The organism is Ruegeria sp. D3 (assembly GCF_056534465.1).
Window position 1 is genome coordinate 198,171 of record NZ_JBQFPK010000003.1, and the last position, 24,643, is coordinate 222,813.

23 protein-coding genes are annotated in these 24,643 nt (G+C 57.8%); 11 read left to right on the forward strand and 12 right to left on the reverse strand.

Annotation, left to right across the window (positions count from 1 at the left end):
• The first annotated feature begins 119 nt into the window (after positions 1 to 119).
• Positions 120 to 1,853, forward strand: a complete 1,734-nt coding sequence (locus tag ACR0DX_RS05810; protein ID WP_170353463.1) for an adenylate/guanylate cyclase domain-containing protein — start codon at positions 120 to 122, stop codon at positions 1,851 to 1,853.
• Positions 1,854 to 1,898: 45 nt separating this feature from the next.
• Here the strand turns inward: ACR0DX_RS05810 and ACR0DX_RS05815 are convergent, their stop codons facing one another.
• Positions 1,899 to 3,467, reverse strand: a complete 1,569-nt coding sequence (locus ACR0DX_RS05815) for a 2-isopropylmalate synthase (protein WP_170353462.1) — start codon at positions 3,465 to 3,467, stop codon at positions 1,899 to 1,901.
• Between the two features lie 286 nt (positions 3,468 to 3,753).
• On the opposite strand from ACR0DX_RS05815, the gene ACR0DX_RS05820 reads away from it, so the two are divergent.
• Positions 3,754 to 4,419 (forward strand): SDR family NAD(P)-dependent oxidoreductase, encoded by a 666-nt coding sequence (locus ACR0DX_RS05820; protein ID WP_170353461.1) that lies wholly within the window; start codon positions 3,754 to 3,756, stop codon positions 4,417 to 4,419.
• A gap of 6 nt (positions 4,420 to 4,425) precedes the next feature.
• Here the strand turns inward: ACR0DX_RS05820 and ACR0DX_RS05825 are convergent, their stop codons facing one another.
• Complete coding sequence (locus ACR0DX_RS05825; protein ID WP_170353956.1) at positions 4,426 to 5,892, reverse strand: MORN repeat-containing protein; 1,467 nt, start codon at positions 5,890 to 5,892, stop codon at positions 4,426 to 4,428.
• 145 nt (positions 5,893 to 6,037) lie between these two features.
• On the opposite strand from ACR0DX_RS05825, the gene ACR0DX_RS05830 reads away from it, so the two are divergent.
• The 3 genes from ACR0DX_RS05830 (at position 6,038) to ACR0DX_RS05840 (ending at position 9,684) form a co-directional block, all read left to right on the forward strand.
• On the forward strand, positions 6,038 to 7,696 hold the full coding sequence (locus ACR0DX_RS05830) for an NAD+ synthase (protein ID WP_170353460.1): 1,659 nt from the start codon (positions 6,038 to 6,040) through the stop codon (positions 7,694 to 7,696).
• 257 nt (positions 7,697 to 7,953) lie between these two features.
• A complete protein-coding gene (locus ACR0DX_RS05835) occupies positions 7,954 to 8,220 on the forward strand; it encodes a hypothetical protein (RefSeq protein WP_170353459.1) in 267 nt (88 codons plus the stop codon).
• 135 nt (positions 8,221 to 8,355) lie between these two features.
• Positions 8,356 to 9,684 (forward strand): NAD(P)/FAD-dependent oxidoreductase, encoded by a 1,329-nt coding sequence (locus ACR0DX_RS05840; RefSeq protein ID WP_170353458.1) that lies wholly within the window; start codon positions 8,356 to 8,358, stop codon positions 9,682 to 9,684.
• A gap of 3 nt (positions 9,685 to 9,687) precedes the next feature.
• On the opposite strand, the gene ACR0DX_RS05845 is transcribed toward ACR0DX_RS05840, so the two are convergent.
• Positions 9,688 to 10,620 carry an MBL fold metallo-hydrolase gene (locus ACR0DX_RS05845; protein WP_170353457.1) on the reverse strand — a complete coding sequence of 311 codons (933 nt, stop codon included), beginning with the start codon at positions 10,618 to 10,620 and terminating at the stop codon, positions 9,688 to 9,690.
• A gap of 233 nt (positions 10,621 to 10,853) precedes the next feature.
• On the opposite strand from ACR0DX_RS05845, the gene gltX reads away from it, so the two are divergent.
• Positions 10,854 to 12,179: a glutamate--tRNA ligase gene (gene gltX, locus ACR0DX_RS05850; RefSeq protein ID WP_170353456.1), complete on the forward strand. Its 1,326-nt coding sequence runs from the start codon at positions 10,854 to 10,856 to the stop codon at positions 12,177 to 12,179.
• Between the two features lie 66 nt (positions 12,180 to 12,245).
• On the opposite strand, the gene ACR0DX_RS05855 is transcribed toward gltX, so the two are convergent.
• Positions 12,246 to 12,815, reverse strand: coding sequence for a gamma-glutamylcyclotransferase family protein (locus tag ACR0DX_RS05855; protein WP_170353455.1), 570 nt, complete (start codon positions 12,813 to 12,815; stop codon positions 12,246 to 12,248).
• 94 nt (positions 12,816 to 12,909) lie between these two features.
• Here ACR0DX_RS05855 and ACR0DX_RS05860 point away from each other — a divergent pair, with 94 nt between their 5' ends.
• A complete protein-coding gene (locus ACR0DX_RS05860; protein ID WP_170353454.1) occupies positions 12,910 to 13,356 on the forward strand; it encodes an RrF2 family transcriptional regulator in 447 nt (148 codons plus the stop codon).
• 2 nt (positions 13,357 to 13,358) lie between these two features.
• Here the strand turns inward: ACR0DX_RS05860 and ACR0DX_RS05865 are convergent, their stop codons facing one another.
• Both ACR0DX_RS05865 and ACR0DX_RS05870 read right to left on the reverse strand, forming a co-directional pair.
• Complete coding sequence (locus ACR0DX_RS05865; protein ID WP_170353453.1) at positions 13,359 to 15,887, reverse strand: ABC transporter permease; 2,529 nt, start codon at positions 15,885 to 15,887, stop codon at positions 13,359 to 13,361.
• The gene (locus ACR0DX_RS05870; protein WP_170353452.1) at positions 15,884 to 16,579 is read right to left on the reverse strand and encodes an ABC transporter ATP-binding protein; all 696 of its coding nucleotides are present in this window, start codon (positions 16,577 to 16,579) and stop codon (positions 15,884 to 15,886) included. Before ACR0DX_RS05870 ends, ACR0DX_RS05865 begins: the two co-directional genes overlap by 4 nt.
• Before the next feature lie 48 nt (positions 16,580 to 16,627).
• Between ACR0DX_RS05870 and ACR0DX_RS05875 the strand changes: the two genes are divergently transcribed.
• A complete protein-coding gene (locus tag ACR0DX_RS05875; RefSeq protein WP_170353451.1) occupies positions 16,628 to 17,266 on the forward strand; it encodes an arylesterase in 639 nt (212 codons plus the stop codon).
• On the opposite strand, the gene ACR0DX_RS05880 is transcribed toward ACR0DX_RS05875, so the two are convergent.
• The 4 genes from ACR0DX_RS05880 to ettA form a co-directional block, all read right to left on the reverse strand.
• Positions 17,267 to 17,827: a L,D-transpeptidase gene (locus tag ACR0DX_RS05880; protein WP_170353450.1), complete on the reverse strand. Its 561-nt coding sequence runs from the start codon at positions 17,825 to 17,827 to the stop codon at positions 17,267 to 17,269.
• A gap of 168 nt (positions 17,828 to 17,995) precedes the next feature.
• Complete coding sequence (locus ACR0DX_RS05885; RefSeq protein WP_170350547.1) at positions 17,996 to 18,202, reverse strand: cold-shock protein; 207 nt, start codon at positions 18,200 to 18,202, stop codon at positions 17,996 to 17,998.
• Positions 18,203 to 18,444: 242 nt separating this feature from the next.
• Positions 18,445 to 19,041, reverse strand: coding sequence for a hypothetical protein (locus ACR0DX_RS05890; RefSeq protein WP_170527261.1), 597 nt, complete (start codon positions 19,039 to 19,041; stop codon positions 18,445 to 18,447).
• A gap of 128 nt (positions 19,042 to 19,169) precedes the next feature.
• On the reverse strand, positions 19,170 to 20,825 hold the full coding sequence (ettA, locus tag ACR0DX_RS05895; RefSeq protein WP_170353448.1) for an energy-dependent translational throttle protein EttA: 1,656 nt from the start codon (positions 20,823 to 20,825) through the stop codon (positions 19,170 to 19,172).
• Between the two features lie 137 nt (positions 20,826 to 20,962).
• On the opposite strand from ettA, the gene ACR0DX_RS05900 reads away from it, so the two are divergent.
• The 3 genes from ACR0DX_RS05900 (at position 20,963) to dacB (ending at position 23,630) form a co-directional block, all read left to right on the forward strand.
• Complete coding sequence (locus ACR0DX_RS05900) at positions 20,963 to 21,433, forward strand: MOSC domain-containing protein (RefSeq protein WP_480845469.1); 471 nt, start codon at positions 20,963 to 20,965, stop codon at positions 21,431 to 21,433.
• A 32-nt stretch (positions 21,434 to 21,465) separates the two neighbouring features.
• On the forward strand, positions 21,466 to 22,086 hold the full coding sequence (locus ACR0DX_RS05905; RefSeq protein WP_170353446.1) for a nicotinate-nucleotide adenylyltransferase: 621 nt from the start codon (positions 21,466 to 21,468) through the stop codon (positions 22,084 to 22,086).
• 65 nt (positions 22,087 to 22,151) lie between these two features.
• Entirely contained in the window at positions 22,152 to 23,630 is a 1,479-nt protein-coding gene (gene dacB, locus ACR0DX_RS05910) for a D-alanyl-D-alanine carboxypeptidase/D-alanyl-D-alanine endopeptidase (protein WP_170353445.1), read from the forward strand.
• Here the strand turns inward: dacB and ACR0DX_RS05915 are convergent.
• Positions 23,627 to 24,049, reverse strand: coding sequence for a tellurite resistance TerB family protein (locus ACR0DX_RS05915; RefSeq protein ID WP_170353444.1), 423 nt, complete (start codon positions 24,047 to 24,049; stop codon positions 23,627 to 23,629). The genes dacB and ACR0DX_RS05915 overlap by 4 nt on opposite strands.
• Before the next feature lie 83 nt (positions 24,050 to 24,132).
• Positions 24,133 to 24,600 carry an Lrp/AsnC family transcriptional regulator gene (locus ACR0DX_RS05920; RefSeq protein ID WP_170353443.1) on the reverse strand — a complete coding sequence of 156 codons (468 nt, stop codon included), beginning with the start codon at positions 24,598 to 24,600 and terminating at the stop codon, positions 24,133 to 24,135.
• Between the last annotated feature and the right edge of the window lie 43 nt (positions 24,601 to 24,643).

Sequence of the window (24,643 nt, forward strand, 5' to 3'; positions counted from 1 at the left end):
TACCTGAATACACTTGATCAGGGCATTCGCGTCTTCGCGATACACGCCTTGGGTGTTTTTACAAAATCTGTTTTGGAAATGGGGTGTTCGGTCCTAGACTTTGGTCAGGGAGGTGCGCGATGGATCGCCGACTAGCTACGGTTCTGGCCGCTGACATGGTGGGTTATAGTCGGCTGATGGAAGCGGATGAACAAGGCACGCTTGCCCGTCTGCGTACGCACCGTATCGAGCTGATCGACCCGGCAATCGACAAGAACCGCGGAAAAATCATCAAAACAACGGGCGACGGGATGCTGGTTGAATTCCCCAGCGCCAGCGAAGCAGTGACCTGCGCGGTCGCGGTGCAGAACCGGATGTTGCGTCGCAATGCAGATGTTCCGAAGGACCAGCGCATTCATTTCCGCATCGGGATAAATCTGGATGAGATCATTTTTGAGGATGGCGATATCTTCGGCAGCGGTGTCAATATCGCCGCGCGGCTTGAGCAATCTGCAAATGCTGGTGAGGTTCTGATCTCGGGCGCGGTGCATGAACAAGTCTCGGACCGATTGGAGTTGCAATATGATGATCTAGGCGATCTGACACTTAAGAACCTGTCTCAACCTGTTCATGCCTATCGGGTCGCTTTGGATGGCACGGTTGCAGACGATGCGCCAGCAGGTGATGGCGATACCAAAGTGGTCAAACCCTCTATCGCGGTTTTGCCCTTCGCAAACATGAGTGGAGATACCGAACAGGAGTTTTTTGCCGACGGTCTTACCGAAGATTTGCTGACCGAGTTGAGCCGCCGGCATGAGCTGTTCGTGATCTCGCGCAATTCCAGTTTTGTCTACAAGGGACAGGCTGTGAATGTACGCGAAGTGGGTGCTAAGCTGGGTGCGCAATACATCGTCGAAGGTAGTGTCCGAAAGGCTGGCAACAGGGTACGTGTCACCGTTCAGCTGATTGATAGTTACAGTGATGGCCATGTCTGGGCTGAGAAGTATGATCGCGACCTGGATGACATTTTCACAATACAGGACGAGGTTATCTCGGCCGTGGTTGCCACACTTCCCGGTCGTATCGAAGCTTCGCAGCAAGAGGGGCTGACGCGCAAGAAACCTTCCAGTTTTGCAGCCTATGAATGCGTTTTGGCCGCGAAAGTCCTGCATCACCGCAGCACGCGCGAGGATAATGCCGAGGCGACAAAGTTGATCGATCGCGCTATCGAACTGGATCCGGATTACGCGCACGCCCATGCCTGGAGCGGTTGTATCCGCGGTCAAGCTTGGGGATATGGTTGGTGCGATGATCGTGAAGCCATGCTGGGTGAGTGTGAAAAGGCGATCCTCAAGGCCGCTTCTCTGGATGACAACGACGCAGATGTTCATCGTTTGATGGCTGCGGTAGAGATTTTGCGAAACAACCTTGGCCGGGCGCGGTATCATCAGGAGCGCGCGCTGTCGCTGAACCCGAATTACGATCTGGTTGTGGTTCAGATGGGCGAATTGCTGACATGGTCGGGTCGTGCCGATGAAGGTGCCGAGTGGATACAAAGGGCGATGCGTCTGAACCCTCACCACCCTGCACGGTTCTGGAGCCATCTTGGAAAGGCGCGCTTCGGTGCTAAGAAGTATGATCAGGCATTAGAGGATTTCGCCCGGTTGCCTGCCCTCGACTCGCTTCAGAACGCATATGTCGCTGCCTGCCATGCGTGGCTGGGAAACCAGGTCGAAGCGCGAGCGTACGTTGACGCAATTTACGAGGCCCAGCCAGAGTTCAAGATCGCTGATATTGAAGGCATGCTGCACTACGCCAGCGATGAAGATCTTCGGCATTTTGTGGATGGGATGCAAAAGGCCGGGTTGTCCTGACCTTTGCGACGAAAAAGCGGCCCGCAAAGACGGGCCGCCGTTCGGTCAGGTCAAATCTTTGTAGCTGATCTCGCGCGCATCAGCGCCCGGACCCGCTTTTTCACGTCTTACAATCAGGCGGTTCAGCGCGTGGATGTAAGCTTTGGCCGAGGCGACGACGGTATCGGTGTTCGCCGACTGACCGGTGGCGATCATGCCTTCCTCTTCCAACCGAACAGACACCGTGGCTTGGGCATCGGTTCCTTCGGTCACTGCGTGGACCTGATAGAGTTGCAGATGCGCTTTGTTGGGATAGATAGCACGGATTGCCTTGAAAGTCGCGTCCACTGGACCGTCGCCATGTTCGGTGGCGATGATATCCTTGCCGTCCATCTCAAGTTCGACCGTAGCCTCGGCTTGGCCGCCTGTGCCGCAGGTCACCTTCATCGACACGAGCTGCAAATAGTCGTCGTGCTGATCCATGGTCATCAAGGCAATGAGGTCGTCGTCAAAAACCTCTTTCTTGCGGTCGGCCAGATCCTTGAACCGAACAAAGATGTCCTTGAGCTGGTTGTCGCCCAAATCAAAGCCCAAGGTCTCGAGCTTGTCGCGCAGGGCCGCGCGGCCCGAGTGTTTGCCCAACGGCAAAGACGTGCCGGACAAGCCGATATCCTCGGGGCGCATGATCTCAAAGTTTTCGCGGTTCTTCAGCATCCCGTCCTGGTGGATGCCGCTTTCATGCGCAAAGGCGTTTTTGCCGACGATAGCTTTGTTGAATTGCACATTGAACCCGGACACCGTCGCCACACGACGCGAGATATGCATAATCTTGGTGGTGTCGATACCTGTGTGCCACGGCATGATGTCATTGCGCGTGCGCAATGCCATCACGACCTCTTCTAACGCGGTGTTGCCAGCGCGTTCGCCAAGACCATTGATGGTACACTCGATCTGCCGCGCTCCGCCCGCCACAGCAGCCAGCGAGTTCGCCGTCGCCATGCCGAGATCGTTGTGACAGTGGGTGGCGAAAACCACCTCATCTGCACCCGGTACGGTCTCGATCAGGCGTTTGATCAGGTCGGCGCTTTCTACCGGAGCGGTATAACCCACCGTGTCGGGGATGTTGATCGTCGTCGCGCCCGCCTTGATCGCGATCTCGATCACGCGGCACAGGTAATCCCACTCGGTCCGGGTGGCATCCATCGGCGACCACTGCACGTTGTCGCACAGATTGCGTGCATGGCTGACCGTTTCGTGGATCTTCTCGGCCATCTCGTCCTGGGTCAGGTTCGGAATGGCGCGATGCAGCGGAGAGGTGCCGATGAAGGTGTGAATACGGTTTTGCCGTGCGTGTTTCACCGCCTCCCAGCAGCGGTCAATGTCTGCGAAATTGGCGCGGGCCAGACCGCAGATACGGCTGTTTTTCGAGCGCTCGGCAATCTCGCTGACAGCTTTGAAATCACCCTCGGAGGCGATGGGGAAACCGGCCTCGATGATGTCGACGCCCATTTCGTCCAGCAGCTCGGCAATTTCGAGCTTTTCGTTATGGGTCATGGTTGCGCCGGGGCTTTGTTCGCCGTCGCGCAAGGTGGTGTCAAAGATCAAGACGCGGTCTTGGTCGGTCACGTTGGTCATGGGAATCTCTTTCTTCTTCTGTCCTAAAGCCTATGGCGCGCGGGCGTCCTCCTCTGAGCGGGCGCGCCGGGTGGCACGCTCAGAGGCGGATTAGGATCAGTAGGCCACGCAGGGACGCACCGCAAAGGGCGGTGTCGGCAACAAGGATATCTGCGCGGTTGATCATGGGTTTGAGGTTATACAGACAGCGCTGCGAATGAAAAGACGGAATTTGCAGCTTGTTACCGGTCGTGTTTGTTTTTCGGGAAGTATTGATTGGTGAGGGCGGGCTGCTAGGTGAAGAGGCATGCAAACAGCACTTATCATCGGCGCGTCCGGGGGGATCGGTTCAGCCCTTCACGCGCGGCTACTTGGGCAATCTGTTTCAGTCACGACCCTGTCGCGGTCTGTGGACGGGTTCGATTTGATGGATCCGGACAAATCCAACGCGTTTCTGGGCATGCTAACTGGCCCTTATGACATGATCTTCGTCGCGTCCGGCGCGCTTGAGATCGACGGGGCCACGCCGGAAAAGTCGATAAAGGCAGTGTCTGCGCAGGCCATGATGGATCAGTTCGCATTGAACGCGGTAGGCCCCGCTTTGGTTCTGGGGCACGCAGCCAGACTGATGCCCCGTGACAAGCGCTGCTTGATTGCCGTGCTTTCGGCCCGCGTAGGGTCCATCGGCGACAACCGGTTGGGTGGATGGGTCAGTTACCGCGCGGCCAAGGCCGCCGTGAACCAGATTGTGCATACAACCGCGATCGAATTGGCGCGGACGCATAAACAAAGTGTTTGCGTGGCCTTGCATCCTGGCACGGTTCAAACCGCGTTCACCGAGAAATACGTAGGTCGACATCCGGCAGTTAAACCGGACAAGGCGGCTCAGAACCTGCTGGCTGTGGCTCAATCACTGACCCATGCTGATACTGGCGGCTTCTTCGATTGGGCGGGTCAGACCGTTCCGTGGTAGCCTAAGCTACCCGTCCGAGGGTGTCTCGGTCGGTTGGGACGCGGGCGGGGTTTCCTCTGGCGCCGTCGTCTCAGCCTCGCCGCTGCTGGGCAAGACGTCGTTTTCCCAGGTGCCAGTCTCGACCTCTCCATTGGCATAACGCATGGTGCCGTCACCGTGGCGTTTATTGTCGCGGAAATTGCCCTCGTAGACGTCGCCGGTGGCATAGGTCGCGATACCGCTACCACTGATTTTTCCGTCAACCCACCCACCGGTATATGTGAAATTGCGTGCCGTGGTGACGGTACCTTGGCCGTGCCGCTTGCCGTTCAGGAATTCGCCTTCGTAGACTGTGCCATCCGGAAAGCTGGCTTTGCCAGTGCCTTGACGGTTTCCGTCAACCCATTCGCCCTCGTATACATAACCATTGGCCAATTTCAGAACACCTGAGCCATGGCTCAGGCCGTTCCTGAACTGGCCCGAATAGACTACGCCGTTGGGATAGGTGACGGTTCCGCGGCCTTCGTAGATGCCAGCGATCCAGTCACCGTCGTATACAGTGCCATCCGGGTAAGTGTGTACGCCTTTGCCGTGGGGCAGGTCGACGCTGAAATCCCCCACATAGACCGAGCCGTCAGGATAGGTCATCTCGCCGAACCCGTCGATCTGGCCTCCGGACCATTCGCCGTTATATTCGAACCCGTCTGCGCCAACAAAGCGGCCCTTGCCTTCTCGACGGTCATCGACATACGCGCCTTCGTATGTCGTGCCGTTCACATAGGTCGCCTTGCCGATGCCCTGACGGCGCCCGTCCACCATGTCGCCTTCGTAGACGTCTCCATTCGCCAGAACCTGCCGGCCCTTTCCGGTCATCCGACCTTCAAGCCACGCACCGCTATAGGTCATGCCGTCGGGAACGGTCAGAGTGCCTTCTCCATGGCGCTGCCCATTCAGGACGTCGCCTTCATAAACGTTACCGTTTGCCCAGGTGATTTTGGCCTTGCCCTGCTTGACGCCCTCGACCCAATCACCGTCATAGGTATAGCCGTTCGGATTTGTCAGAATGCCTTTGCCGTGACGCTTGGCATCTTTGAACCCACCTTCGTACCGTTGACCATTCGCATAAGTCGCAATGCCGGTGCCGTTGATCGTGCCGTTAGCCCAGTCGCCCTCATAGCTGCCGCCGTCAGTATAGATGATCTTGCCACGCCCCTCGGGCTGACCCTTTGCAAACATACCTTGGTAGATCGACCCATTCGCGTATCGGGCAATGCCGCTGCCTTGAATTTCGCCTTCGGACCACTGGCCAGTGTATTCGAACCCGTCCGGTAGGCGATACGTGCCGGTTCCGTGGCGCAGGCCGTTCAGAAACGTACCTTCGTAGACGCCGCCGACCTCATCATCGGCCGTGATCACTTGTCCTTCCTGCGCGCTAACGGTTCCGGCCATCAAGGCCAGGGCCGTTACAGCAATTGAGGTGCGGAATGCATTCATGATCGTTCCAACCTGCCCGGTTATCATCCTTTTGCGCAAAACTAAGATACCGCAGGGGGCAGGGCAACGGCTTTTGCCGCATTTGCCTTTCACTCGCGCCGCGATCTGCTAAATGGCATAAGACTGACGAGGGCAAGAGGGCAGCATGGCCGACCGTTTCCGCATCACTCTGGCGCAACTCAACCCGACTGTGGGGGATATCGAAGGCAATGCGGCGCAGGCGCTTGACGCATGGGAACAAGCGCGCACCGCAGGGGCCGAGATGGTGGCGTTGCCGGAAATGTTCATAACCGGGTACAATACGCAGGACCTGGTCATGAAGCCTGCTTTCCATCGCACGGCCATGGCCGCTGTCGAGGCTTTGGCCGCGAAATGTGCAGATGGGCCTGCTCTGGCGATCGGCGGGCCTTGGGTGGAAGACGGCCACCTATACAACGCTTACCTGATTCTGAAGGGCGGCAAGGTCAGTAGCAAGGTGTTGAAACATCATCTTCCCAATGAAACCGTTTTCGACGAAGTGCGCCTTTATGATTCAGGCCCTTTGGGGGGGCCTTACTCAGTTGGCAATACGCGCATCGGCAGCCCGATCTGTGAGGACAGTTGGCATCCGGATGTGGCCGAGACGCTGGAAGAGACCGGGGCCGAGTTCCTGCTGATCCCGAATGGTTCGCCCTATTTTCGCGACAAATACGACATCCGCCTGAATCATATGGTTGCACGTGTGATCGAGACAGGGTTGCCCCTGATCTATCTGAATATGGTCGGTGGACAGGACGACCAGGTATTTGATGGCGCGACTTTTGGCCTGAACCCGGGCGGAGAACTTGCTTTCCGAATGCCCGTTTTTGACGCGGCCCTGGCTCATGTTGATCTGGAGCGTGGGGACGACGGGTGGCGTATCGTTCCGGCAGATATCGTGCCGCAGCCCGATGCATGGGAGCAGGACTACCGCGCCATGGTCCAGTCTCTGCGTGATTACATGGGTAAAACGGGGTTCAAAAAGTGCGTGCTTGGACTGTCCGGGGGGGTGGATTCAGCGCTCGTTGCCGCGATTGCCGTGGATGCGCTTGGGGCCGAGAACGTGCGCTGTGTCATGCTGCCGTCGGAATATACCAGCCAGGCCTCGCTGGACGACGCCGAGGCCGTCGCCAAGGCGCTGGGCGTGCATTACGACTATGTTCCGATTTCGGATAGCCGGGCGGCCGTTACTGGGACTCTGTCCCAGCTCTTTGCCGGGCGGGACGAGGATCTGACCGAGGAAAACATTCAATCCCGTCTGCGCGGGCTGCTGCTGATGGCGATATCAAACAAGTTCGGCGAGATGTTGCTGACCACCGGTAATAAATCCGAGGTCGCCGTGGGCTACGCCACGATCTACGGCGATATGAATGGCGGCTATAACCCGATCAAAGATCTGTACAAGACACGGGTTTTCGAAACATGCCGTTGGCGGAATGCCAATCATCGCGACTGGATGAAGGGCCCCAATGGCGAAGTTATTCGGCCGTCGGTTATCGACAAACCCCCCAGCGCCGAGCTGCGCGCGGATCAGAAAGACAGTGACAGCTTGCCGGATTATCCGGTGTTGGACGCGCTTTTGGATATTCTAGTCGATCAGGACGGCTCGATCGCTGATTGCGTTGCTGCTGGTTTTGACGAAGCGGATGCCCGCAGGGTCGAGCATCTAATCTATATCTCAGAGTACAAGCGGTTTCAGTCTGCGCCCGGAACACGTCTGACAAGCCGTGCCTTCTGGCTGGATCGCCGCTATCCGATAGCGAACCGGTGGCGCGACCGCTCCTGAGGTAGATTGTCAGCAATCCCGATCCAATTTCCCTAAGTGCGATAAAGTGTTTCCACTCAATCTCCTTTGATCGGGGTGATAGCCTTTGTTTGGCAGTTTTCCTTGTCGACAGGCCGCTTTTTCGCCACATTTTAGCTGTATTGTCGCCCAATGTCGGGCGGGTGTGACGTAATTGGGTTGGACAAACCGGACGGTTGACTCGACCAGGTAAGTTTGCGCGTCGCCTCAGATGTCTGTGTTAACGATTTGGTATCGCCATGCGTGAGGAATACGATAAACCGCTGCATTCTCCGTTACCGTGGAAGTCCATGGAATCGGAAGGTCAGGTTCTGGATGAAACCAAGCTGGACTTGGCGATTGCCGACCTGATGAACCAAGAGCATTCGGTCAAGTCGGAACCAGAGCCAACACAGCCAACGATTCCGGCATCCGAGGACAAGCCTGAAGAGGCTGCACCTGACTCAGTCATCGGGTTTTCGGCCTCTCTGCGGCAAAAATGGGCTGAACTGGTCGGGGCAGCCTGAGCGCTTGCGGTTTTTGGAAACTGTGCGCGATAGCCACAGATCACGAAAATAGTAGCAACTACGACTTCGGTCGTATTGCCACTGGTTGTGCCACGGGCATTCATTGCGGTCCGAGCAATGATAAAAGAGCGGTAGATGCCCGGCCCGAAACCCACCCACGTGGAACCAGATTTGAACCTTCCGAAGTCCGTGGATGTCGTGGTGATTGGAGGAGGTATTATTGGTGCCGTAACCGCTTTGGAGCTGTCCGAGCGGGGCGCACGGGTTCTACTTTGCGAAAAAGGCCACATAGCTGGTGAGCAGAGCTCGCGCAATTGGGGTTGGGTGCGATTGGGTTTGCGGGATCCTCGCGAAATTCCTTTGATGCTGGAGGCCCAGAAACTCTGGGATGGGCTTGATGACCGTGTCGGGCGCAAAACCGGATTTACCCGGTCAGGAATTCTGTTTGGTGCTTCGGGTCGCCGCGGGGCCCAAAACCTCGAACGGTGGGCGCAGCATGTTGAGGGATTGCAGACAGGCGCAGAATTGCTGTCTGGCGCTGAACTGGACGCTGTGTTGCCGGACCACAAAACTGGATTGAACTACGCGCTTTACATGCCTCGCGATGGGCGGGCCGAGCCGCAGTGGGCAGCCCCTGCGATCGCCGAGGCAGCCCGCGACAGGGGTGCGGTGCTCATGACCAACTGTGCAGTGCGCAGCTTGGATGTGCAGGATGGGCGCATTGCCGGGGTTTTCACTGAACGCGGCCGTGTCGCCTGTGATTCCGCGGTATTGGCAGGAGGTGCCTGGTCCCGCCTTTTCGCAGGCAACGCGGGTATAGATTTGCCACAGCTCAAAGTGCTGAACACGGTGTTACGGGCTTCTCCGGTTGCAGGTCCCGAGACAGCTTTATGGTCGGACGACTTCGCAATTCGTAAACGTGCGGATGGAGGGTACACAATAGCATCTGGCCATGAGAATACGGTTGATATCGTCCCTGACAGCTTTCGATTGGCCCGGCGTTTTCTGCCCGCAATTCGGCAGGAATGGCGATCACTCCGGTTCCGATGGTCCAAACGTTGGGCGGTCGAAGCACAAGAGGACAGATCGTGGCTGCCTACGGATGTCACGCCGTTCGAGCATACCCGCGTTCTGGACCCCGATCCTTCGGGCAAGGTTCTTCGCCGCGCTTGGGCGAGTGCGCAGAGAGCAATTCCGGCCTTACAGGCAAGTGAACTGGTTCAGAGTTGGGCGGGGATGATCGACGTTACACCCGATGCCATACCTGTCATTTCGGGTGTGGATACGATGCCGGGTATGTTCATCGCCACGGGCTTCTCCGGCCACGGCTTTGGCATAGCGCCCGGCGCGGGCCGCCTTATGGCTGATTTGGTCGCGGACACAACACCATGTGTTGATCCGGCCGCGTTTCGTCTGTCACGTTTTACCGATGGCTCACGCGTGCGGCCGGACCCAGGATATTAAGAGTTAGCCCATCATCTGATAGCTGACGGGGACAAAGCGGAAACCATCCCCGCGTGTTTCAACAAAACCTGCTGCAGGGAACGGCATATGGAACCCGATCATCGGGACTTTATCTGCGGCCAGCATACCCAAAACCTTACGGCGTGATGCTGTGGCTGCAGCCTTGTCCATGTCAAAGCGCACCTCCCATTCGGGATGCGCGAAAGACCAGACGTAATGGTTTGCGAGGTCAGCAGTCAGCACCAGACGCTGCCCGTTGCTTTCAAGGTGATAGACAGTGTGGCCCGGTGTATGGCCATACGCCGCGACGGCTGTGATGCCTGATGCGACTTCTCCGCCATCGCCAAGGAATGTCATCTTTTCAGCTTGCGGAGTGACCTTGGCGGCAACCAGATCGCCGACGCGGTTCCCGGCATCCTGAGCTGCCCAGAAATCATATTCGGGCGAAGCGGTCACAAAACGCGCGTTGGTAAAGGTGGGGGCATCATTGATTGTCATGCCGCCGATGTGGTCGGGATGCATATGGGTAAGTACGACGACGTCGATCTGATCAGCGGTAACCCTCGCATCTGCAAGAGCGGCCTGAATACCCCCCTGACCCAAGCCGGTGTCGAACAGAACCAGCTCGGATCCGGTGTTGACCAGCGTCGGGGTAAAGAAGAATTGTGCTTGGTCGGCAGGGATGAAATTGTCGGCCGAGACCTTGGCAAATTCCTCGTCCGAGGCACCGCCGCCAAAAATCTCTTTGGCGCCGTCACGCGGCAAACTGCCATCCAAAAGCGAGGTGACAGTGAAATCGCCCAGTTGAAACGATTTGGCGATTGTTGAGTTCGCTTTGGTTTCGTTCGTTGCTGCCAGCACCGGGGTTGCAGCGGCGGCAAAAGGCAATGCTGCGGCTGATCCGAGCGCTGCGCGGCGTGTCAGTTTGATGGTCATGTCTCATTCTCCCTGTCAGAGCACCAGTTGTAATCCTAGATCGGTGAAGGCCACTTGCCAGTTCACACATCAGTGAAATGGGCTGCGTGAGCGAACATAGCATGTTAATTTTTGCTCATGTTACGATCCGCGCCGGATCTGAAGGCAGATTTGTTTCCTGCCGCCCCGTTTTCCTGCATGTGCTGGACAAAATGCCCATCCTGTGACAAGAGCCGCGCCAACAGGAGACACCTATGACAACCACCCGTTTCGCCCCGTCGCCCACCGGTTACATCCATGTGGGCAACCTGCGCACCGCGCTGATGAACTATCTGATCGCTCGCAAGGCAGGCGGCACGTTCATCCTGCGCATCGACGACACCGATCCCGAGCGGTCGAAGGAAGAATATGTCGACGCGATCAAGCAGGATCTGGAGTGGCTGGGTTTGCATTGGGACCGGGTCGAGCGTCAGTCCGACCGTCTGGATCGTTATGCCGAAGCAGCCGACAAGCTGCGCGAGATGGGTCGTTTCTATGAGGCGTTCGAGACACCGACCGAGCTGGACCTGAAACGCAAGAAGCAGCTGAACATGGGCAAGCCGCCGGTCTACGACCGCGCCGCGCTGAACCTGTCGGCGGCCGAGAAAGAGGCTCTGCGCGCGGAACGTGGCAATGGTGTGTGGCGCTTCAAACTGGATCACGAACGGATCGAGTGGAATGATGGTATTCTCGGCAACATCTCGATTGATGCGGCGTCAGTGTCTGATCCGGTGCTGATCCGGGGGGATGGTCAGGTTCTGTACACCATCGCGTCTGTGGTCGACGATACCGAGATGGGCGTGACCGATGTGGTGCGCGGTTCGGACCATGTGACCAATACCGCGACGCAGATTCAGATCATTCAGGCGCTGGGCGGAGACTGCCCGCGCTTTGCGCACCACTCGCTGCTGACTGGCCCGCAGGGTGAGGCGCTGTCGAAACGTCTGGGTACGCTGGCCTTGCGCGATCTGCGCGAACAGGGAGTGCAGCCGATGGCTCTGCTGAGCTTGATGGCGCGTCTGGGGTCCTCTGATCCGGTCGAATTGCGTTCGGACATGGCCGAGCTGATAGACGGGTTTGACATTGTCCGTTTTGGCGCGGCGCCGACTAAATTCGACGTGCAGGACCTGTTTCCGCTGACCGCAAAACACCTGCAATCGTTGCCACTGGCCGATGTGGCCGATGCGGTCGCCGATGCGGGTGTCCCGGCTGAGCTGGCCGAGTCGTTCTGGGCCATGGCGCGCGAGAACATCACGACTCTGGCTGATCTGAAGGGCTGGTGGGACCTGTGCCGCGACGGGGCCGAACCTTTGATCGCTGACGAGGATCGGGCATTCATCGCCGAAGCTGTTGCGCTGTTGCCAGAAGGACCGTTTGATGGTGAGACCTGGGGTGCCTGGACCAAGGCCGTCAAAGAGGCCACGGGCCGCAAAGGTAAGGGGCTTTTCATGCCGTTGCGCAAAGCGCTGACAGGGATGGAGCGCGGACCGGAAATGGCGACTTTGCTGCCCTTGCTGCAAGTGATCCGCGCGCGCGGGTGATAAACGCGCTCTGCGGCGCACGTATTTTCTACTAAAGAATGGCGGGGCAAGCGTCCCCGACCTTTTTTACAAAGAGTGGACCAGTTTTGCAGAAAGATGCTGCAGGCGGGTATCCACAAATTCGGTCTCGTTCGGTTTCAACTGCTGGTGGCGCGGATAGCGAGGTTCGGCGCGGTCGTTTAGGATCGGAGCATCCCATCCATCAGTGGTGGCAAAAAAGCGGTCCGCCCCTGCTTCGCCAAAGGCCCGCAGATAGCCTTGTACAACCACGTCGATATAGCTGAGCAGCAAGGGATGGCGATTGGTCGGTTCGGCGTGACGGCCATGAGGCACTGCATAGACGGCGATTTCCACATCATGAGTCAGGGGATGTGTCACGGCTTGGGTTGCGGGTACTCGGTCATAGGCCCATTCGCGTTCATCCAGAGCGGCCCAATCGTTTCGAGGCACATGTGCGATCATGCCTTCGATTTCGCTGTTCGGATCAGGGATGGCCGTTAGAAATGCCACCGGGCGAAGGTCCGTATGCCGCCACGCGCGGCGCCAGCCCTTCAGGCGGGCAGGGCGGGCATCCGGAAAATCGTGGGTCGCAAGGTTGACCAGGCTTCCGTAGCCAAAGAAGTAAGGGTCTGCCATGTGCCACTGTGTCCTTTGCGCCGATTGATGTATGTCAAACCGCTTTTTTGCAGGACATGCAATAAGGTCGCATCTTGAAATTTGGGAGGCGACCATGCGCATTACCAAACGGACGAATATTGCGGTGCGCCTGCTGATGTATTGTGCCGCGCATCAGGACAGGCTTGTGACCAAATCCGAGATTGCCGAAGTGTGCAACATCTCGGAAAACCACTTGGCGCAGGTGATCAATCAACTGAGCCAGCTTAACTATCTTAGCACGCAACGGGGTCGAAACGGAGGCATGACGCTTGCCAGACCTGCTGACCAGATTCGTATCGGGTCGGTCTTTCGCCATGTCGAAGGGAACCTGCCGCTGGCCGAGTGTTTTGCCGATGCAGACAACACTTGCCCATTGACCGATGCGTGCCGTTTGCGGTTGGCGCTGCAAGATGCTGCCGAAGTGTTTTATGCGTCGTTAGACGACATCACGCTGGACGCGCTGGTATGCGACAACGACCAACTGTTGCAGATACTGCAACCCGTGGCCTGCGTGCGATAGGATCAGTCACTGGCGCGCAGAATGCGGGCCGGTCTCACCGCGAGAGGGCGCAAAGCGAAGATCAGACCTGCGCCCAGCGTGACCAGAACCCCGGCCAGAACAATGCCAATGGCCGAGGGCCAGATGACCGCAAAACGAGTGTCAAAAATATAGGTGGCGACGGCCCATCCGCCCAGAATACCCGTCAACAGCGCAACGCTTCCGGCAGCTGCCCCCAAGAGAGCTGCGCGCATGGTGAAGCTGAGCAGGATGCGACGCCTGTCAGCGCCCAGCGTTTTCAGGATCGCGGCTTCATATCGTCGGGCCGGTTCGCCCGCCGCAGCGGCGCCGATCAAAACCAGAAACCCGGTCAACAGCGATACGCCTGCACCGTAAGAGGTCGCAGCGGCCAGACCGGCCAGTAGGTCTGACACCCGGTCAATTGCGTCGCGCACCCGAATGGCAGTGATATTGGGAAACTGCCCGGCAAGGTCACGCAGTATCGGACCTTCGGCCTGTTCTTCGGCGTAGACTGTCGCGATGAAACTGTGCGGTGCTCCGGCCAAGGCGGACGGGTTTATCGACATGATGAATCCCATGCCAGCATTGGAAAAGTCGACTTCGCGCAGGGATGTCAGCTCTGCCGTGATGTCGCGCCCGAGGATGTTGACTGTCAGCATGTCGCCAAGGTTAAGCCCCATCTCTTCGGCTTCTTCTGCGGCGAAACTGACCTGAGGGGGGCCTGCATAGTCCTCGTCCCACCAGTCCCCTTTGGTGACACGCGCGTTGCTTGGTGGCGTTGCTGAATACGTAACGCCTCGGTCGCCGTCCAGAACCCAGTGATCACCCGCCACATCACGCGCAGGGCTGCCGTTGATCTGAGTGATGATGCCGCGCAGCATCGGAGCACTCTCGATGCGGTTGACCGCCGGGTCGGTTTCCAGACGTTCGAGAAAGCCGGGCATTTGGTCTTTTTGGATGTCTACGAAAAAATACGACGGTGCCACATCCGGCAGATTTCCCGAGATCGCATTGCGAAGTGTGCCGTCGATCTGGCCAACTGCCGCCAAAACAGACAACCCCAAACCAAGCGAAAGAACAACCGACGCTGCCCCTTCCCTTGGATCGGAAATGGCAGACAGCGCCCATCGCATTGCGGGTTTACCGCGTGCCCAGGGGGCGCTGACACGAGCCAGCTTGCGGATGGCAAATGCCGATAGGGCCAACAGCGCCAGCGCGCCGACCAACCCTCCGGCAGTCCAGAGCGTCAGGCGGGTCGATCCGCTGAACCAAGCTGCAGAGGCAACAAGCAATCCCAGCCCGATGACCGTCGCCACTAGGAATACAGGGCGCGGAAAAACGCGTGCCGATGAAAGGGCATCGCGGAAGAGTGTTGCCGCGCGGACCTGTTCAGTGCGGGCCAATGGCCAAAGGGTAAACAAAAACGCAGTTAGCACTCCATAAAGTGCCGCCTCGGCCAGCGGTTTGGGGTAGAAAGAAAACACTGCGGGTACGGGCAGGCGCGCCTCGATCAATGGGGCAAGAAGCACGGGTGTCAGACCACCCAGCACAAGGCCCAGCAGGATCCCGATACCAGACAGAATCCCGATCTGGATCATATAGGTTTGGAAAATTGTTGCTCGATCCGCACCCAGTGTGCGCAGCGTCGCAATCGTTTCCGTTTTTTGTGACAAATAGGCCCGTACGGCGGCTGATACGCCGATGCCTCCGACCGCCAGTCCGGACAGGCCAACCAGCACCAGAAACGCGCTGAGCCGATCTACGAACTCGGCGATGCCGGGTGCCCCGTTTCGGGCGTCGGTCCATCGCATTCCGGTGCCGTCGAATGTCTTTTCTGCGGTCGTGGCCAGCTGGGCAAGGTCAGTGTCGCGTGGCAAGTCCAACCGGTACTTGGTTGAAAACAGTGTTCCGGGTGCCAACAACCCCGAACTGCCCAAATCCTCGGTGCGAACCAGTGTGCGTGGGCCCAGCCCGAACCCGTCTGCCGCTCCGTCGGGTTCGTGGATAAGCGCAGCTGTCAGCACAAAGTCTTGCGAGCCAAGAGCAAAAGTTTGGCCCACCGACAGGTTCAATCGGTCCATTAAAGACGGGTCCATGACCGCACCGGGCAAACCCTGATCGCCCTCAAGAGCTTGGGACAGAGTCATGGTGGGCTCTAATACGGTTTCGCCCACCAAAGGATAGGCATCGTCCACGGATTTTACTTGCGTCAGCGCGCGCTGCGCGGTCTCTGCCTGCCCGGTTACGGCCATCGACCGGAAATCGACGACTTCGGAGGTTGCCTCGGCCGCCTGTGCCATCCAAGCACGCTCATCGTCGGACGCGAAGCGATAGGTGAACTCTAACTGTGCGTCTCCGCCCAACAACGCGGCCCCTTCCTGTGACAGGCCGTTCTGAATTGCGTATCTGACCGAGCCAACAGCTGCGATGGCAGCCACCCCAAGCGCCAGACAGGCAAGGAAAACGCGGAAACCACGCAAGCCGCCGCGCAACTCGCGCCGCGCTAGCCGCCCCGCAAGGCGCAGGCTCATTCGGCGGCCTCTTGCCGTGTATCTTCGGTAATCCTGCCATCGCGCAAGCGGATCACACGGTCGCACTTACGGGCCAGGCTATGGCTGTGGGTTACAAGGACCAATGTCGCGCCGTGGCGGTCCCTCAGGTCAAACAGAAGATCGACGATTGCAGCGCCGTTGGTTTCATCAAGGTTTCCAGTTGGCTCATCCGCCAGCAATATTTTCGGTCGAGGAGCAGCCGCGCGCGCAAGTGCGACGCGCTGTTGTTCGCCACCCGACAGCTGTGCAGGGTAATGTTCGTGCCGGTGGGAAAGGCCGACCGCATCCAATTCCGCTTGCGCACGAGAGAATGCATCTTTCTGGCCGGCAAGCTCCAGCGGCGTTGCTACATTTTCCAATGCTGTCATAGTTGGGATCAGGTGAAAGTTCTGGAACACCACGCCCATCGTGTTACGACGGAACCGAGCCAGAGCATCTTCGTCCATACGACCCAAATCCTGGCCGAGTGCGTTGATCTTGCCGCTGGTTGCCCGTTCCAACCCACCCATCAGCATCAGCAGCGAAGACTTGCCAGACCCGGACGGCCCAACCAGCCCCAGAGTTTCATTCTGAGCAACCGAAAGAGTGATGTCATGCAGGATATCCACCCGACCGGCATTGCCATCCAGCGATAAAGCGGCATGTTCAAGGGACAGAACTGGTAGAGTCATAGGGCGATCCAAATCGGGGGCGTTGATGATTGATATGGAGCGGTTATGATGTTGCGCAAGGCTTTGATCACGATGCTTTTTGCTTGCTGGGGCGTCATGGCAACAGCGGAAACCGTCGTGATTGCGGCATTAGGAGATTCCCTGACGCAAGGATACGGCCTGCCAGAACGTGATGGGTTTGTGCCGCAACTTGGCCGTTGGCTTGATGGTCAGAATGCTAACATCCGCTTGATCAACGCCGGTGTTTCAGGCGACACAACCGCTGGCGGTGCTGCAAGGGTGGGTTGGACCCTGACCCCCGAAGTTGACGGGTTGATCGTCGCACTCGGTGGAAATGACCTATTGAGGGGAATCGATCCGGCCGTTTCGCGTGCCAATCTTACAGCCATCCTGAAAACCGCGCAGGAGGCGGGTGTTGAGGTCTTGCTGGTCGGCATGCAGGCCCCGGGCAACTACGGAGCCGAATACAAGGCGGCCTTCGATCAGATGTACCCTGATCTTGCGCAGCAATTTGACACCGCTTATGCCCCTAGCTTTTTCACGGGTCTCACATCTGACGCAGACCCGAATGCAGCGCGCCGATTTATGCAACCTGACGGCATCCACCCCAATGCCGAAGGCGTTGCGTTAATCGTTCAGGACCTTGGGCCTTACGTTCTGGATCTTGCCGATTATGCCATAGAATAGTCAAATGACTGTAACCACGGTTCCGATCGGTACACGTTCGTAAAGATCGACAACATGTGAATTCAGCATTCGGATGCATCCGTTTGATGCGGCGGTGCCAATCGTCTGTGGCTGCGTGGTGCCGTGAATGCGAAAATACGTGTCGACCCCGTTCTGAAACAGGTACAACGCCCGCGCGCCAAGCGGGTTGTCCCCTCCGCCGGGTTGGACGTAGTCGTTATCCTTGAAACGGGCATAGGTTACCGGCTCGCGCTCGATCATCTCGTTGGTGGGGCGCCATGTGGGCCACTCTTTCTTGACGTCGATGGTCGCTGTTCCCGTAAACTCGAGCCCAGCTTTGCCGACTCCGCAGCCATAGCGAATCGCCTTGCGCGGTTCGGTGACGAAATACAGGTAGAAAGACCTCGGTACGACCAGAAGCTGGCCGGGCAGGAATTCTTTCTTGATCCGAACGTACTGGGGCGTCGGGTCGTATTCAGCAGTCTTCGTTTTTGCTGATGCAACGCCCGGCACAAGGCTTAGGGCGGTGGCGCTTGTCATGAAGCTTCGGCGTGTGAACATGTCGTATCTCTTCACTCGAAAAACAAAATCTTGAACAGAGTGTCGGAATGATATCCGATCCGGTCAATCTGCGGTGAAGAGTAACTGAAATGTGATGTCGTCAACGGGCCACACTATTCGGGCCCGTTGAGAAAAAAGGCAGAGGAAATCCTCTTCCCTTTCAATGGCTTATGCCAGTTGAATGTCGTCGGCGCTTTCGCGACCGTCACGACCCGAGCGCAGCTCGTACGTGACTTTCTGGTTGTCGGCCAGACCGGTCAGGCCCGAACGCTCGACAGCCGAGATGTGAACGAAGATGTCTTTGCCGCCATCTTCGGGTGCGATAAAGCCGTAGCCTTTGGTGGTGTTGAACCATTTAACGGTGCCTGCGGGCATATCCGTATTCTCCTGTTTGGTGCTGCCCACGGGGATGCGGCAGCCTGGCGTCGTAGTCTGGATCGAATGACTGAGCGCCGAAAGAGGAGACAGTAGGTCGAAATAGAAAAACGTTAGCCCTTTGGATATGGCATTGGTGTAGGGATGTGGCAAGGGTGATCGTCTTTGTGTACCGTAATCGGTTCATAAGGCGACATCGATCGCCCGAGTTAGCGGGTTTGCGCTGGCCTTCCGCTTTGCACCTAAACCGGAAGCTTGGCGACAATATCAGCGTATTTGGGTGATGCTATGAAACACCTTGGCAGTTCTTCGACAATTTCATCAATCGAATCGTAGACTTGGCTTGCCGCCGACCTGAGTTCAGTCGGAATCTCTTTGGGCGCGCGCTGTTCACGTTTCGGGAGCTTCATTTTCAGGCCGGTAAATTCCGATATGTCGTTTTGATGATCCCATATCGCATCATAGTGAACGCATAAAACGGGGACGCCCTTAAATACGGCCCATTCTTTTATCTGCTTGGCTTGTTGCAGAACATCCCGCTGAAACAGATCGCAATATTCGCCGGTCGCATGAAGGTGATAAAAATGCTGTCGGATCCAATCTTCACCATACCGCTCTTTTGCCGAATAGACGGAAAAGGCCGAATCCTTGGTGGAACCGAAGCAAAAGACCACTCTGGTATTGGCCGGCCACTCCAACAACGCCTGCGGAAAATCGTGGGTCTTGTAGATGAACGGCGCTTTGAATTCGGCGTCCTTGAGACGAGCAACGAAGGCCGAGCGTTCTACAGCTGAAGGGTTTCTTTTTCTAAGTGCCTTGCTAAGGGCAAGATAAGTCACGGTACTTCCGGATCGACCGTTGCTTGCGACTATGACGCAATGGTCGCGGTCCGGTGTCTTTCCAAACCTTGTAATGCGTCCAATCGCCAAGAACAGCGATTGGAACATACGTTTGGAAATTCGGGTTCTCACCGGGCAAACTTCTTATGCTTCAACCGCTTGGGCTCCAGCGCGTCCGGTCCCAGACGGCGCTTTTTATCCTCTTCGTAATCCTCGAAGTTGCCCTCGAACCACTCCACATGGGCATCACCCTCAAACGACAGAATATGCGTGCAGATGCGGTCAAGGAAGAAGCGGTCGTGCGAGATGACCACAGCGCAGCCGGCGAAATCGACCAGCGCGTCTTCCAGCGCGCGAAGGGTTTCGACGTCGAGGTCGTTGGTCGGTTCGTCGAGCAGCAGGACGTTGCCGCCCTCTTTCAACAGGCGGGCCATGTGGACGCGGTTGCGCTCACCACCTGACAGCAATGAGACCTTCTTCTGCTGGTCACCGCCCTTGAAGTTAAACGACGAGCAATAGGCGCGGGAATTGACCTGTGCGTCGCCCAGCTGGATGATCTCGGCCCCGCCGGTGATCGCCTCCCACACAGTGTCGTTGTCCGCCAGATCATCGCGGGACTGGTCGACGTAAGACAGTTGTACCGTGTCGCCCAGCGTGATGGTGCCGCTGTCGGGTTGTTCCTGACCGGTGAGCATCTTGAAGAGCGTCGACTTACCGGCACCGTTGGGGCCGATGACGCCCACAATGCCGCCGGGGGGCAGGGCGAAGTCCAGCCCTTCGATCAGTTGCTTGTCGCCCATGTGTTTCGACAGACCCTCGACCTCGATCACCTTGCCGCCAAGGCGCTGGCCGTTGGGGATGACGATCTGGGCACGAGTCAGCTTTTCGCGCTCGGACTGCTCGGCCAGCTCGTTGTAGGCGTTGATCCGGGCCTTGGATTTGGCCTGACGGGCCTTTTGACCCTGACGCATCCACTCCAATTCACGCTGCAGGGTCTTCTGCTTGGACTTGTCCTCGCGGGCTTCCTGCTCCAGCCGTTTGGCTTTTTGTTCCAGCCACGCGGAATAGTTGCCCTCGTACGGGATGCCGCGGCCGCGGTCGAGTTCCAGGATCCAGCCAGTGATGTCATCCAGGAAATACCTGTCGTGGGTGACGATCAGGATGGTGCCTTTGTAGTCGATCAGGTGCTGTTGCAGCCAGGCGATGGTCTCGGCGTCCAGGTGGTTGGTCGGCTCATCAAGCAGCAGCATGTCGGGCGCTTCCAGCAACAGCTTGCAGAGCGCCACGCGGCGTTTTTCACCGCCCGAGAGGTTGGCGATGTTGGCATCGTCCGGCGGGCAGCGCAGCGCCTCCATCGAGACGTCGATCTGGCTGTCGAGGTCCCAGAGGTTCTGGCTGTCGATCTCGTCCTGCAGCTTGGCCATCTCATCGGCTGTTTCGTCCGAGTAGTTCATGGCGAGATCGTTGTAACGGTCGAGGATCGCTTTCTTCTCGGCCACGCCCAGCATAACGTTTTCGCGGACGGTCAGCGATTCATCCAGTTGCGGTTCCTGAGGCAGGTAGCCGACCTTGGCACCTTCGGCGGCCCATGCCTCGCCGGTGAAATCCTTGTCGAGACCGGCCATAATCTTCATCAGGGTCGATTTACCCGCGCCGTTGACGCCGACAACACCGATTTTCACGCCGGGCAGAAAGCTCAGGTGGATGTTTTCAAAGCACTTCTTGCCACCGGGATAGGTCTTTGAGACACCCTGCATGTGGTAGACATATTGATAGGCGGCCATGTCGCGTCCTCTGGGTCGGGGAAATTGGGTTGATCCGCTTGATATCCAAGCGGGGCGGGCGGGGCAAGCTGGTGGTTTTGTGAATTTTGCATTCGGATGTGCGTCGGTAGTTGTCCGATTGTAGCAAAGGGGGAAGCATGGCGGATTTGGCGGCACTGATTGCAGGATGGGCTAAGCCGGGTCGGCTGGAATGGATTGGTCTGCGACCTGATCGCAGGGCCGAGGTTCAACTGGTCGATACTGTTTCGATCTCCGCCGGTGGTTTGGAAGGCGACCGCGCTCGTGCGGGCAAGCGTGCCGTGACCCTGATCCAGCAGGAGCATCTGGTCGCGATTGGATCGTATCTGGGTCGCGGGCCGGTTGCGCCTGAAATCTTGCGGCGCAATCTGGTTGTCTCAGGGATCAATCTGGCCGCTCTCAAGGGGCGTGAAGTGCAAGTCGGTAAAGCGATTTTGCGCTTTACCGTGATCTGCGCGCCCTGCAGCCGGATGGAGGAGGCTTTCGGTAAAGGCGGCTATTCTGCCGTGCGCGGCCACGGGGGCTGGTGTGCTGAAGTCGTCAAACCCGGCCGGGTCAAGCTGGGCGATGTCGTGCAGCCCGTTGATTGACAAGCCGTCCCAGTTCTGAACAACAGCAAAGGATGGAACGTTTTGCCATACCACACGCGAGGCCCGGTCAAGTAATCGGTCTGTTCGGGGGGTCTTTTGATCCACCGCATCAGGGACATGTTCATGTCACGCGAGAGGCTATGAAGGCATTTGGGTTGGATCGGGTATGGTGGCTGGTATCCCCCGGAAATCCCCTGAAAGCACGCGGGCCAGGGCCATTGGCGGAGCGTGTCCGGGCCGCGCAGAACGTGATGCAAAATCCGCGTGTGGAGGTCACGGATATCGAGGCGGCGACGGGGACCCGGGCGACCGCAGATACTCTGGCGGCATTGCAGCGACTTTATCCGCAGGTGCGGTTCGTATGGATCATGGGGGCCGACAACCTTGCCCAGTTCCACCTCTGGAAAGATTGGCGAACCATCATGGATAACGTGCCTGTCGGTGTTGTCGCACGCCCAGGTGATCGTATTTCAGCGCGAATGTCTCCGGCGGCCAAGGTCTATGCGACGTATCGCATAGACGGGCAGGCGCGGCATCTTCTGGGGCGGGCGCAGGCCCCGGCGTGGTGTTTTGTCAATGTCCCAATGCTTGATGTGAGTTCAACTGAACTTCGCAATCGCGGCATCACGGCGAATGGGGTGTTGCCGGAATAGCCCCCACCGGAGCATAATCCTTTTGACTGGTTGTTCGCCCGCGATCTGTAGGATTTTAATTGGCCATGGCTGATCGTTTCACACGTCGTTTTGTTTTGGCTGGCCTTGGGGCAGCGATGGCTCCGGGCGTTGCCCTGGCGAATGCACCGCTGGTTTCCCTTAGGCCGCAACTCCGGGGTGCGCAACCGCTAGGGGCGGAACGCTTGATACAGGCTGCGGGTTTGCGCGGTGAGGTTGCTTTCGCCGTTGCCGATGCGCAAACCGGGGTCGAGTTGGAAGCGGTCGGAGGAGATCTCGGCTTGCCGCCAGCGAGCGTGGCAAAAGCACTGACCGCGCTTTACGCGTTGGATGTTCTGGGCCCAGAATTCCGCTTTGAGACAAAGCTGGTTGCGGATGGCGCCATTGAAAATGGCGTTTTGAATGGCGACCTGATCCTTGTGGGTGGCGGCGACCCATTGTTGGATACAGATGCGTTGGCAACGATGGCAGCCAATCTGCGCGAGGTTGGGATCACCGAAGTTCGGGGCGCATTCAAAGTGTATGATGGTGCGTTGCCTTACGTGTTCAGCATTGATCCGGGGCAACCTGACCATTTGGGTTACAGCCCTGCCATCAGCGGGATATCCCTAAACTTCAACCGTGTTCATTTTGAATGGAAACGGGCCGGAACTAACTACGATGTGACCATGGATGCGCGCAGCGCGCGGTATAAGCCCGCGGTGGACATGGCGACGATGTGGGTCGAAGCCCGCAAGGCCCCGATCTACACCTATGAAGCCAGTGCCCGGCAGGATCGCTGGACTGTTGCGCGCGCTGCCCTTGGCAACGGCGGAGCGCGATGGCTGCCGGTGCGCAAACCCGCCCTTTATGCGGGAGATGTGTTTCGGACGCTCGCCCGGTCCAACGGGATTGTCTTGGATCGGGTGCAAGTGACGCGCCAAGCGCCAGTCGGTCTTGCTTTGGTTGTGCATAACAGCGATCAGCTGGACAGCATTTTGCGCGGAATGCTCAAATACTCGACCAATATCACTGCCGAAATGGTGGGTATGACGGCATCAAGAGCGCGTGGCGCGGAATTGCAGAGTCTGACGGATTCGGCGGATGAAATGAACCTTTGGGCCGCCCAAACTTATGGGGTTGATGGCGTCGCAATGGTGGATCACTCGGGATTGGGGGATGCGTCGCGCATAGCCCCGAGCGCTCTGGTCAAGATGCTGGTCGCGGCGCAAAAATCCGGCGCGCTGCGTCCATTGCTGAAACGGTTTAATCTAACTGACAGTCAAGGCCGGCCGGTCAAGAACCACCCAATCAAGGTGGACGCCAAAACCGGAACTTTGAATTTCGTGTCCGGCCTGGGTGGGTTTATTACGACGCCTGACGGGTCTGAACTGGCTTTCGCCATCTTTACCGCCGATGTTGATCATCGCGCAAAAATACCACGCTCTCAACGCGAACGCCCGTCAGGCGCACGAAGTTGGAATAGCCGGTCGCGCAGATTGCAGCGCGCCCTCATTGCAAGATGGGGAACCCTAAGCGGCAGTTAAGTCGTGTGACGCGCACGCGCGCCACGCTCGATCGCTGCAGCATGCAAGCGGTCGATATTCAACTCGTACCGGATTTCTTCCAACAAACGCAGCTCGGTTTCCGCCAGCGACCCATCAGCGGCTGCCACGTCACAGGCCAGTGCATAGGCTGTTTCGTTCAATCGCGCGGGCAGGTTTTCGCGGATCAGGCCGAACAATGCGTCTAACCCGTCCTCTTGCTCGAAAAGGTCGAACACGATTTGCGATACGCGCCGGGTGCGGTCGGCATCGTATTCTGCAAAAACCGGCAGCATGTTCACCGCGCCTTCGATTTTGACCAGTTCAGCCGTGCGAATGGTTTCGTCCGACGCTGAAATCGCCACCATAATCGCAACAAGGCAATCCTGTGGGGACATCGGGTGAGGCACTTGATCGGTCATGGCGGGGTCCTGATAAAGCTGTTCTGAGGGCGCACGATAGGAGGGACCGGGATCGGGTTCAACGCATTTCGGCGGCCAAAGCGTCACAGGATGGGCAGAGGTCCGCGCGTTTTCGTCTGACGTAACACGAAATTGCTGCGGGTATCTCTTACGAGGCCGGACTTCAGTAAGCGCTGCATAATGAAATGCTCAAGGTCTTCGGGCGTACGCGCATAGACTTTCAAGATGAAGTCGTGATCTCCGGTAATCGATGCGCATTCGACGATCTGGGGTTCTGTCTCGACCAGACGCAGGAAGGACGCGATGCTGTCTTCTTGGTGGTCTTTCAGGGCGATGTGCACGTAGGCGATCGCGTTCAGCCCCACCGATTTTGCGGGCACGCGCGCGGCGTATCCTGCGAGGACGCCCGTGGCCTCAAGATCTCGCACACGCCGCCAACATTGCGAGGCCGACAGCCCGGTCCGGTCGGCGAGATCCTGCATGGACAGACGTCCGTCTGACTGAAGCTCTTGCAGAATGGCGATGTCGGCAGACTGAAGGGTTTGGCTCATAATTTAAGAATTATCGAAATGTTTTGGTCAAAAATCCAGGAAT

Excerpts from the sequence above, each read along its gene's own strand:
- ACR0DX_RS05810 (WP_170353463.1), top strand. The coding sequence starts at position 120 with ATGGATCGCCGACTAGCTACGGTTCTGGCCGCTGACATGGTGGGTTAT.
- ACR0DX_RS05815 (WP_170353462.1), bottom strand. The coding sequence starts at position 3,467 with ATGACCAACGTGACCGACCAAGACCGCGTCTTGATCTTTGACACCACC.
- ACR0DX_RS05820 (WP_170353461.1), top strand. The coding sequence starts at position 3,754 with ATGCAAACAGCACTTATCATCGGCGCGTCCGGGGGGATCGGTTCAGCC.
- ACR0DX_RS05825 (WP_170353956.1), bottom strand. The coding sequence starts at position 5,892 with ATGAATGCATTCCGCACCTCAATTGCTGTAACGGCCCTGGCCTTGATG.
- ACR0DX_RS05830 (WP_170353460.1), top strand. The coding sequence starts at position 6,038 with ATGGCCGACCGTTTCCGCATCACTCTGGCGCAACTCAACCCGACTGTG.
- ACR0DX_RS05835 (WP_170353459.1), top strand. The coding sequence starts at position 7,954 with ATGCGTGAGGAATACGATAAACCGCTGCATTCTCCGTTACCGTGGAAG.
- ACR0DX_RS05840 (WP_170353458.1), top strand. The coding sequence starts at position 8,356 with ATGCCCGGCCCGAAACCCACCCACGTGGAACCAGATTTGAACCTTCCG.
- ACR0DX_RS05845 (WP_170353457.1), bottom strand. The coding sequence starts at position 10,620 with ATGACCATCAAACTGACACGCCGCGCAGCGCTCGGATCAGCCGCAGCA.
- gltX (WP_170353456.1), top strand. The coding sequence starts at position 10,854 with ATGACAACCACCCGTTTCGCCCCGTCGCCCACCGGTTACATCCATGTG.
- ACR0DX_RS05855 (WP_170353455.1), bottom strand. The coding sequence starts at position 12,815 with ATGGCAGACCCTTACTTCTTTGGCTACGGAAGCCTGGTCAACCTTGCG.
- ACR0DX_RS05860 (WP_170353454.1), top strand. The coding sequence starts at position 12,910 with ATGCGCATTACCAAACGGACGAATATTGCGGTGCGCCTGCTGATGTAT.
- ACR0DX_RS05865 (WP_170353453.1), bottom strand. The coding sequence starts at position 15,887 with ATGAGCCTGCGCCTTGCGGGGCGGCTAGCGCGGCGCGAGTTGCGCGGC.
- ACR0DX_RS05870 (WP_170353452.1), bottom strand. The coding sequence starts at position 16,579 with ATGACTCTACCAGTTCTGTCCCTTGAACATGCCGCTTTATCGCTGGAT.
- ACR0DX_RS05875 (WP_170353451.1), top strand. The coding sequence starts at position 16,628 with ATGTTGCGCAAGGCTTTGATCACGATGCTTTTTGCTTGCTGGGGCGTC.
- ACR0DX_RS05880 (WP_170353450.1), bottom strand. The coding sequence starts at position 17,827 with ATGTTCACACGCCGAAGCTTCATGACAAGCGCCACCGCCCTAAGCCTT.
- ACR0DX_RS05885 (WP_170350547.1), bottom strand. The coding sequence starts at position 18,202 with ATGCCCGCAGGCACCGTTAAATGGTTCAACACCACCAAAGGCTACGGC.
- ettA (WP_170353448.1), bottom strand. The coding sequence starts at position 20,825 with ATGGCCGCCTATCAATATGTCTACCACATGCAGGGTGTCTCAAAGACC.
- ACR0DX_RS05900 (WP_480845469.1), top strand. The coding sequence starts at position 20,963 with ATGGCGGATTTGGCGGCACTGATTGCAGGATGGGCTAAGCCGGGTCGG.
- ACR0DX_RS05905 (WP_170353446.1), top strand. The coding sequence starts at position 21,466 with ATGGAACGTTTTGCCATACCACACGCGAGGCCCGGTCAAGTAATCGGT.
- dacB (WP_170353445.1), top strand. The coding sequence starts at position 22,152 with ATGGCTGATCGTTTCACACGTCGTTTTGTTTTGGCTGGCCTTGGGGCA.
- ACR0DX_RS05915 (WP_170353444.1), bottom strand. The coding sequence starts at position 24,049 with ATGACCGATCAAGTGCCTCACCCGATGTCCCCACAGGATTGCCTTGTT.
- ACR0DX_RS05920 (WP_170353443.1), bottom strand. The coding sequence starts at position 24,600 with ATGAGCCAAACCCTTCAGTCTGCCGACATCGCCATTCTGCAAGAGCTT.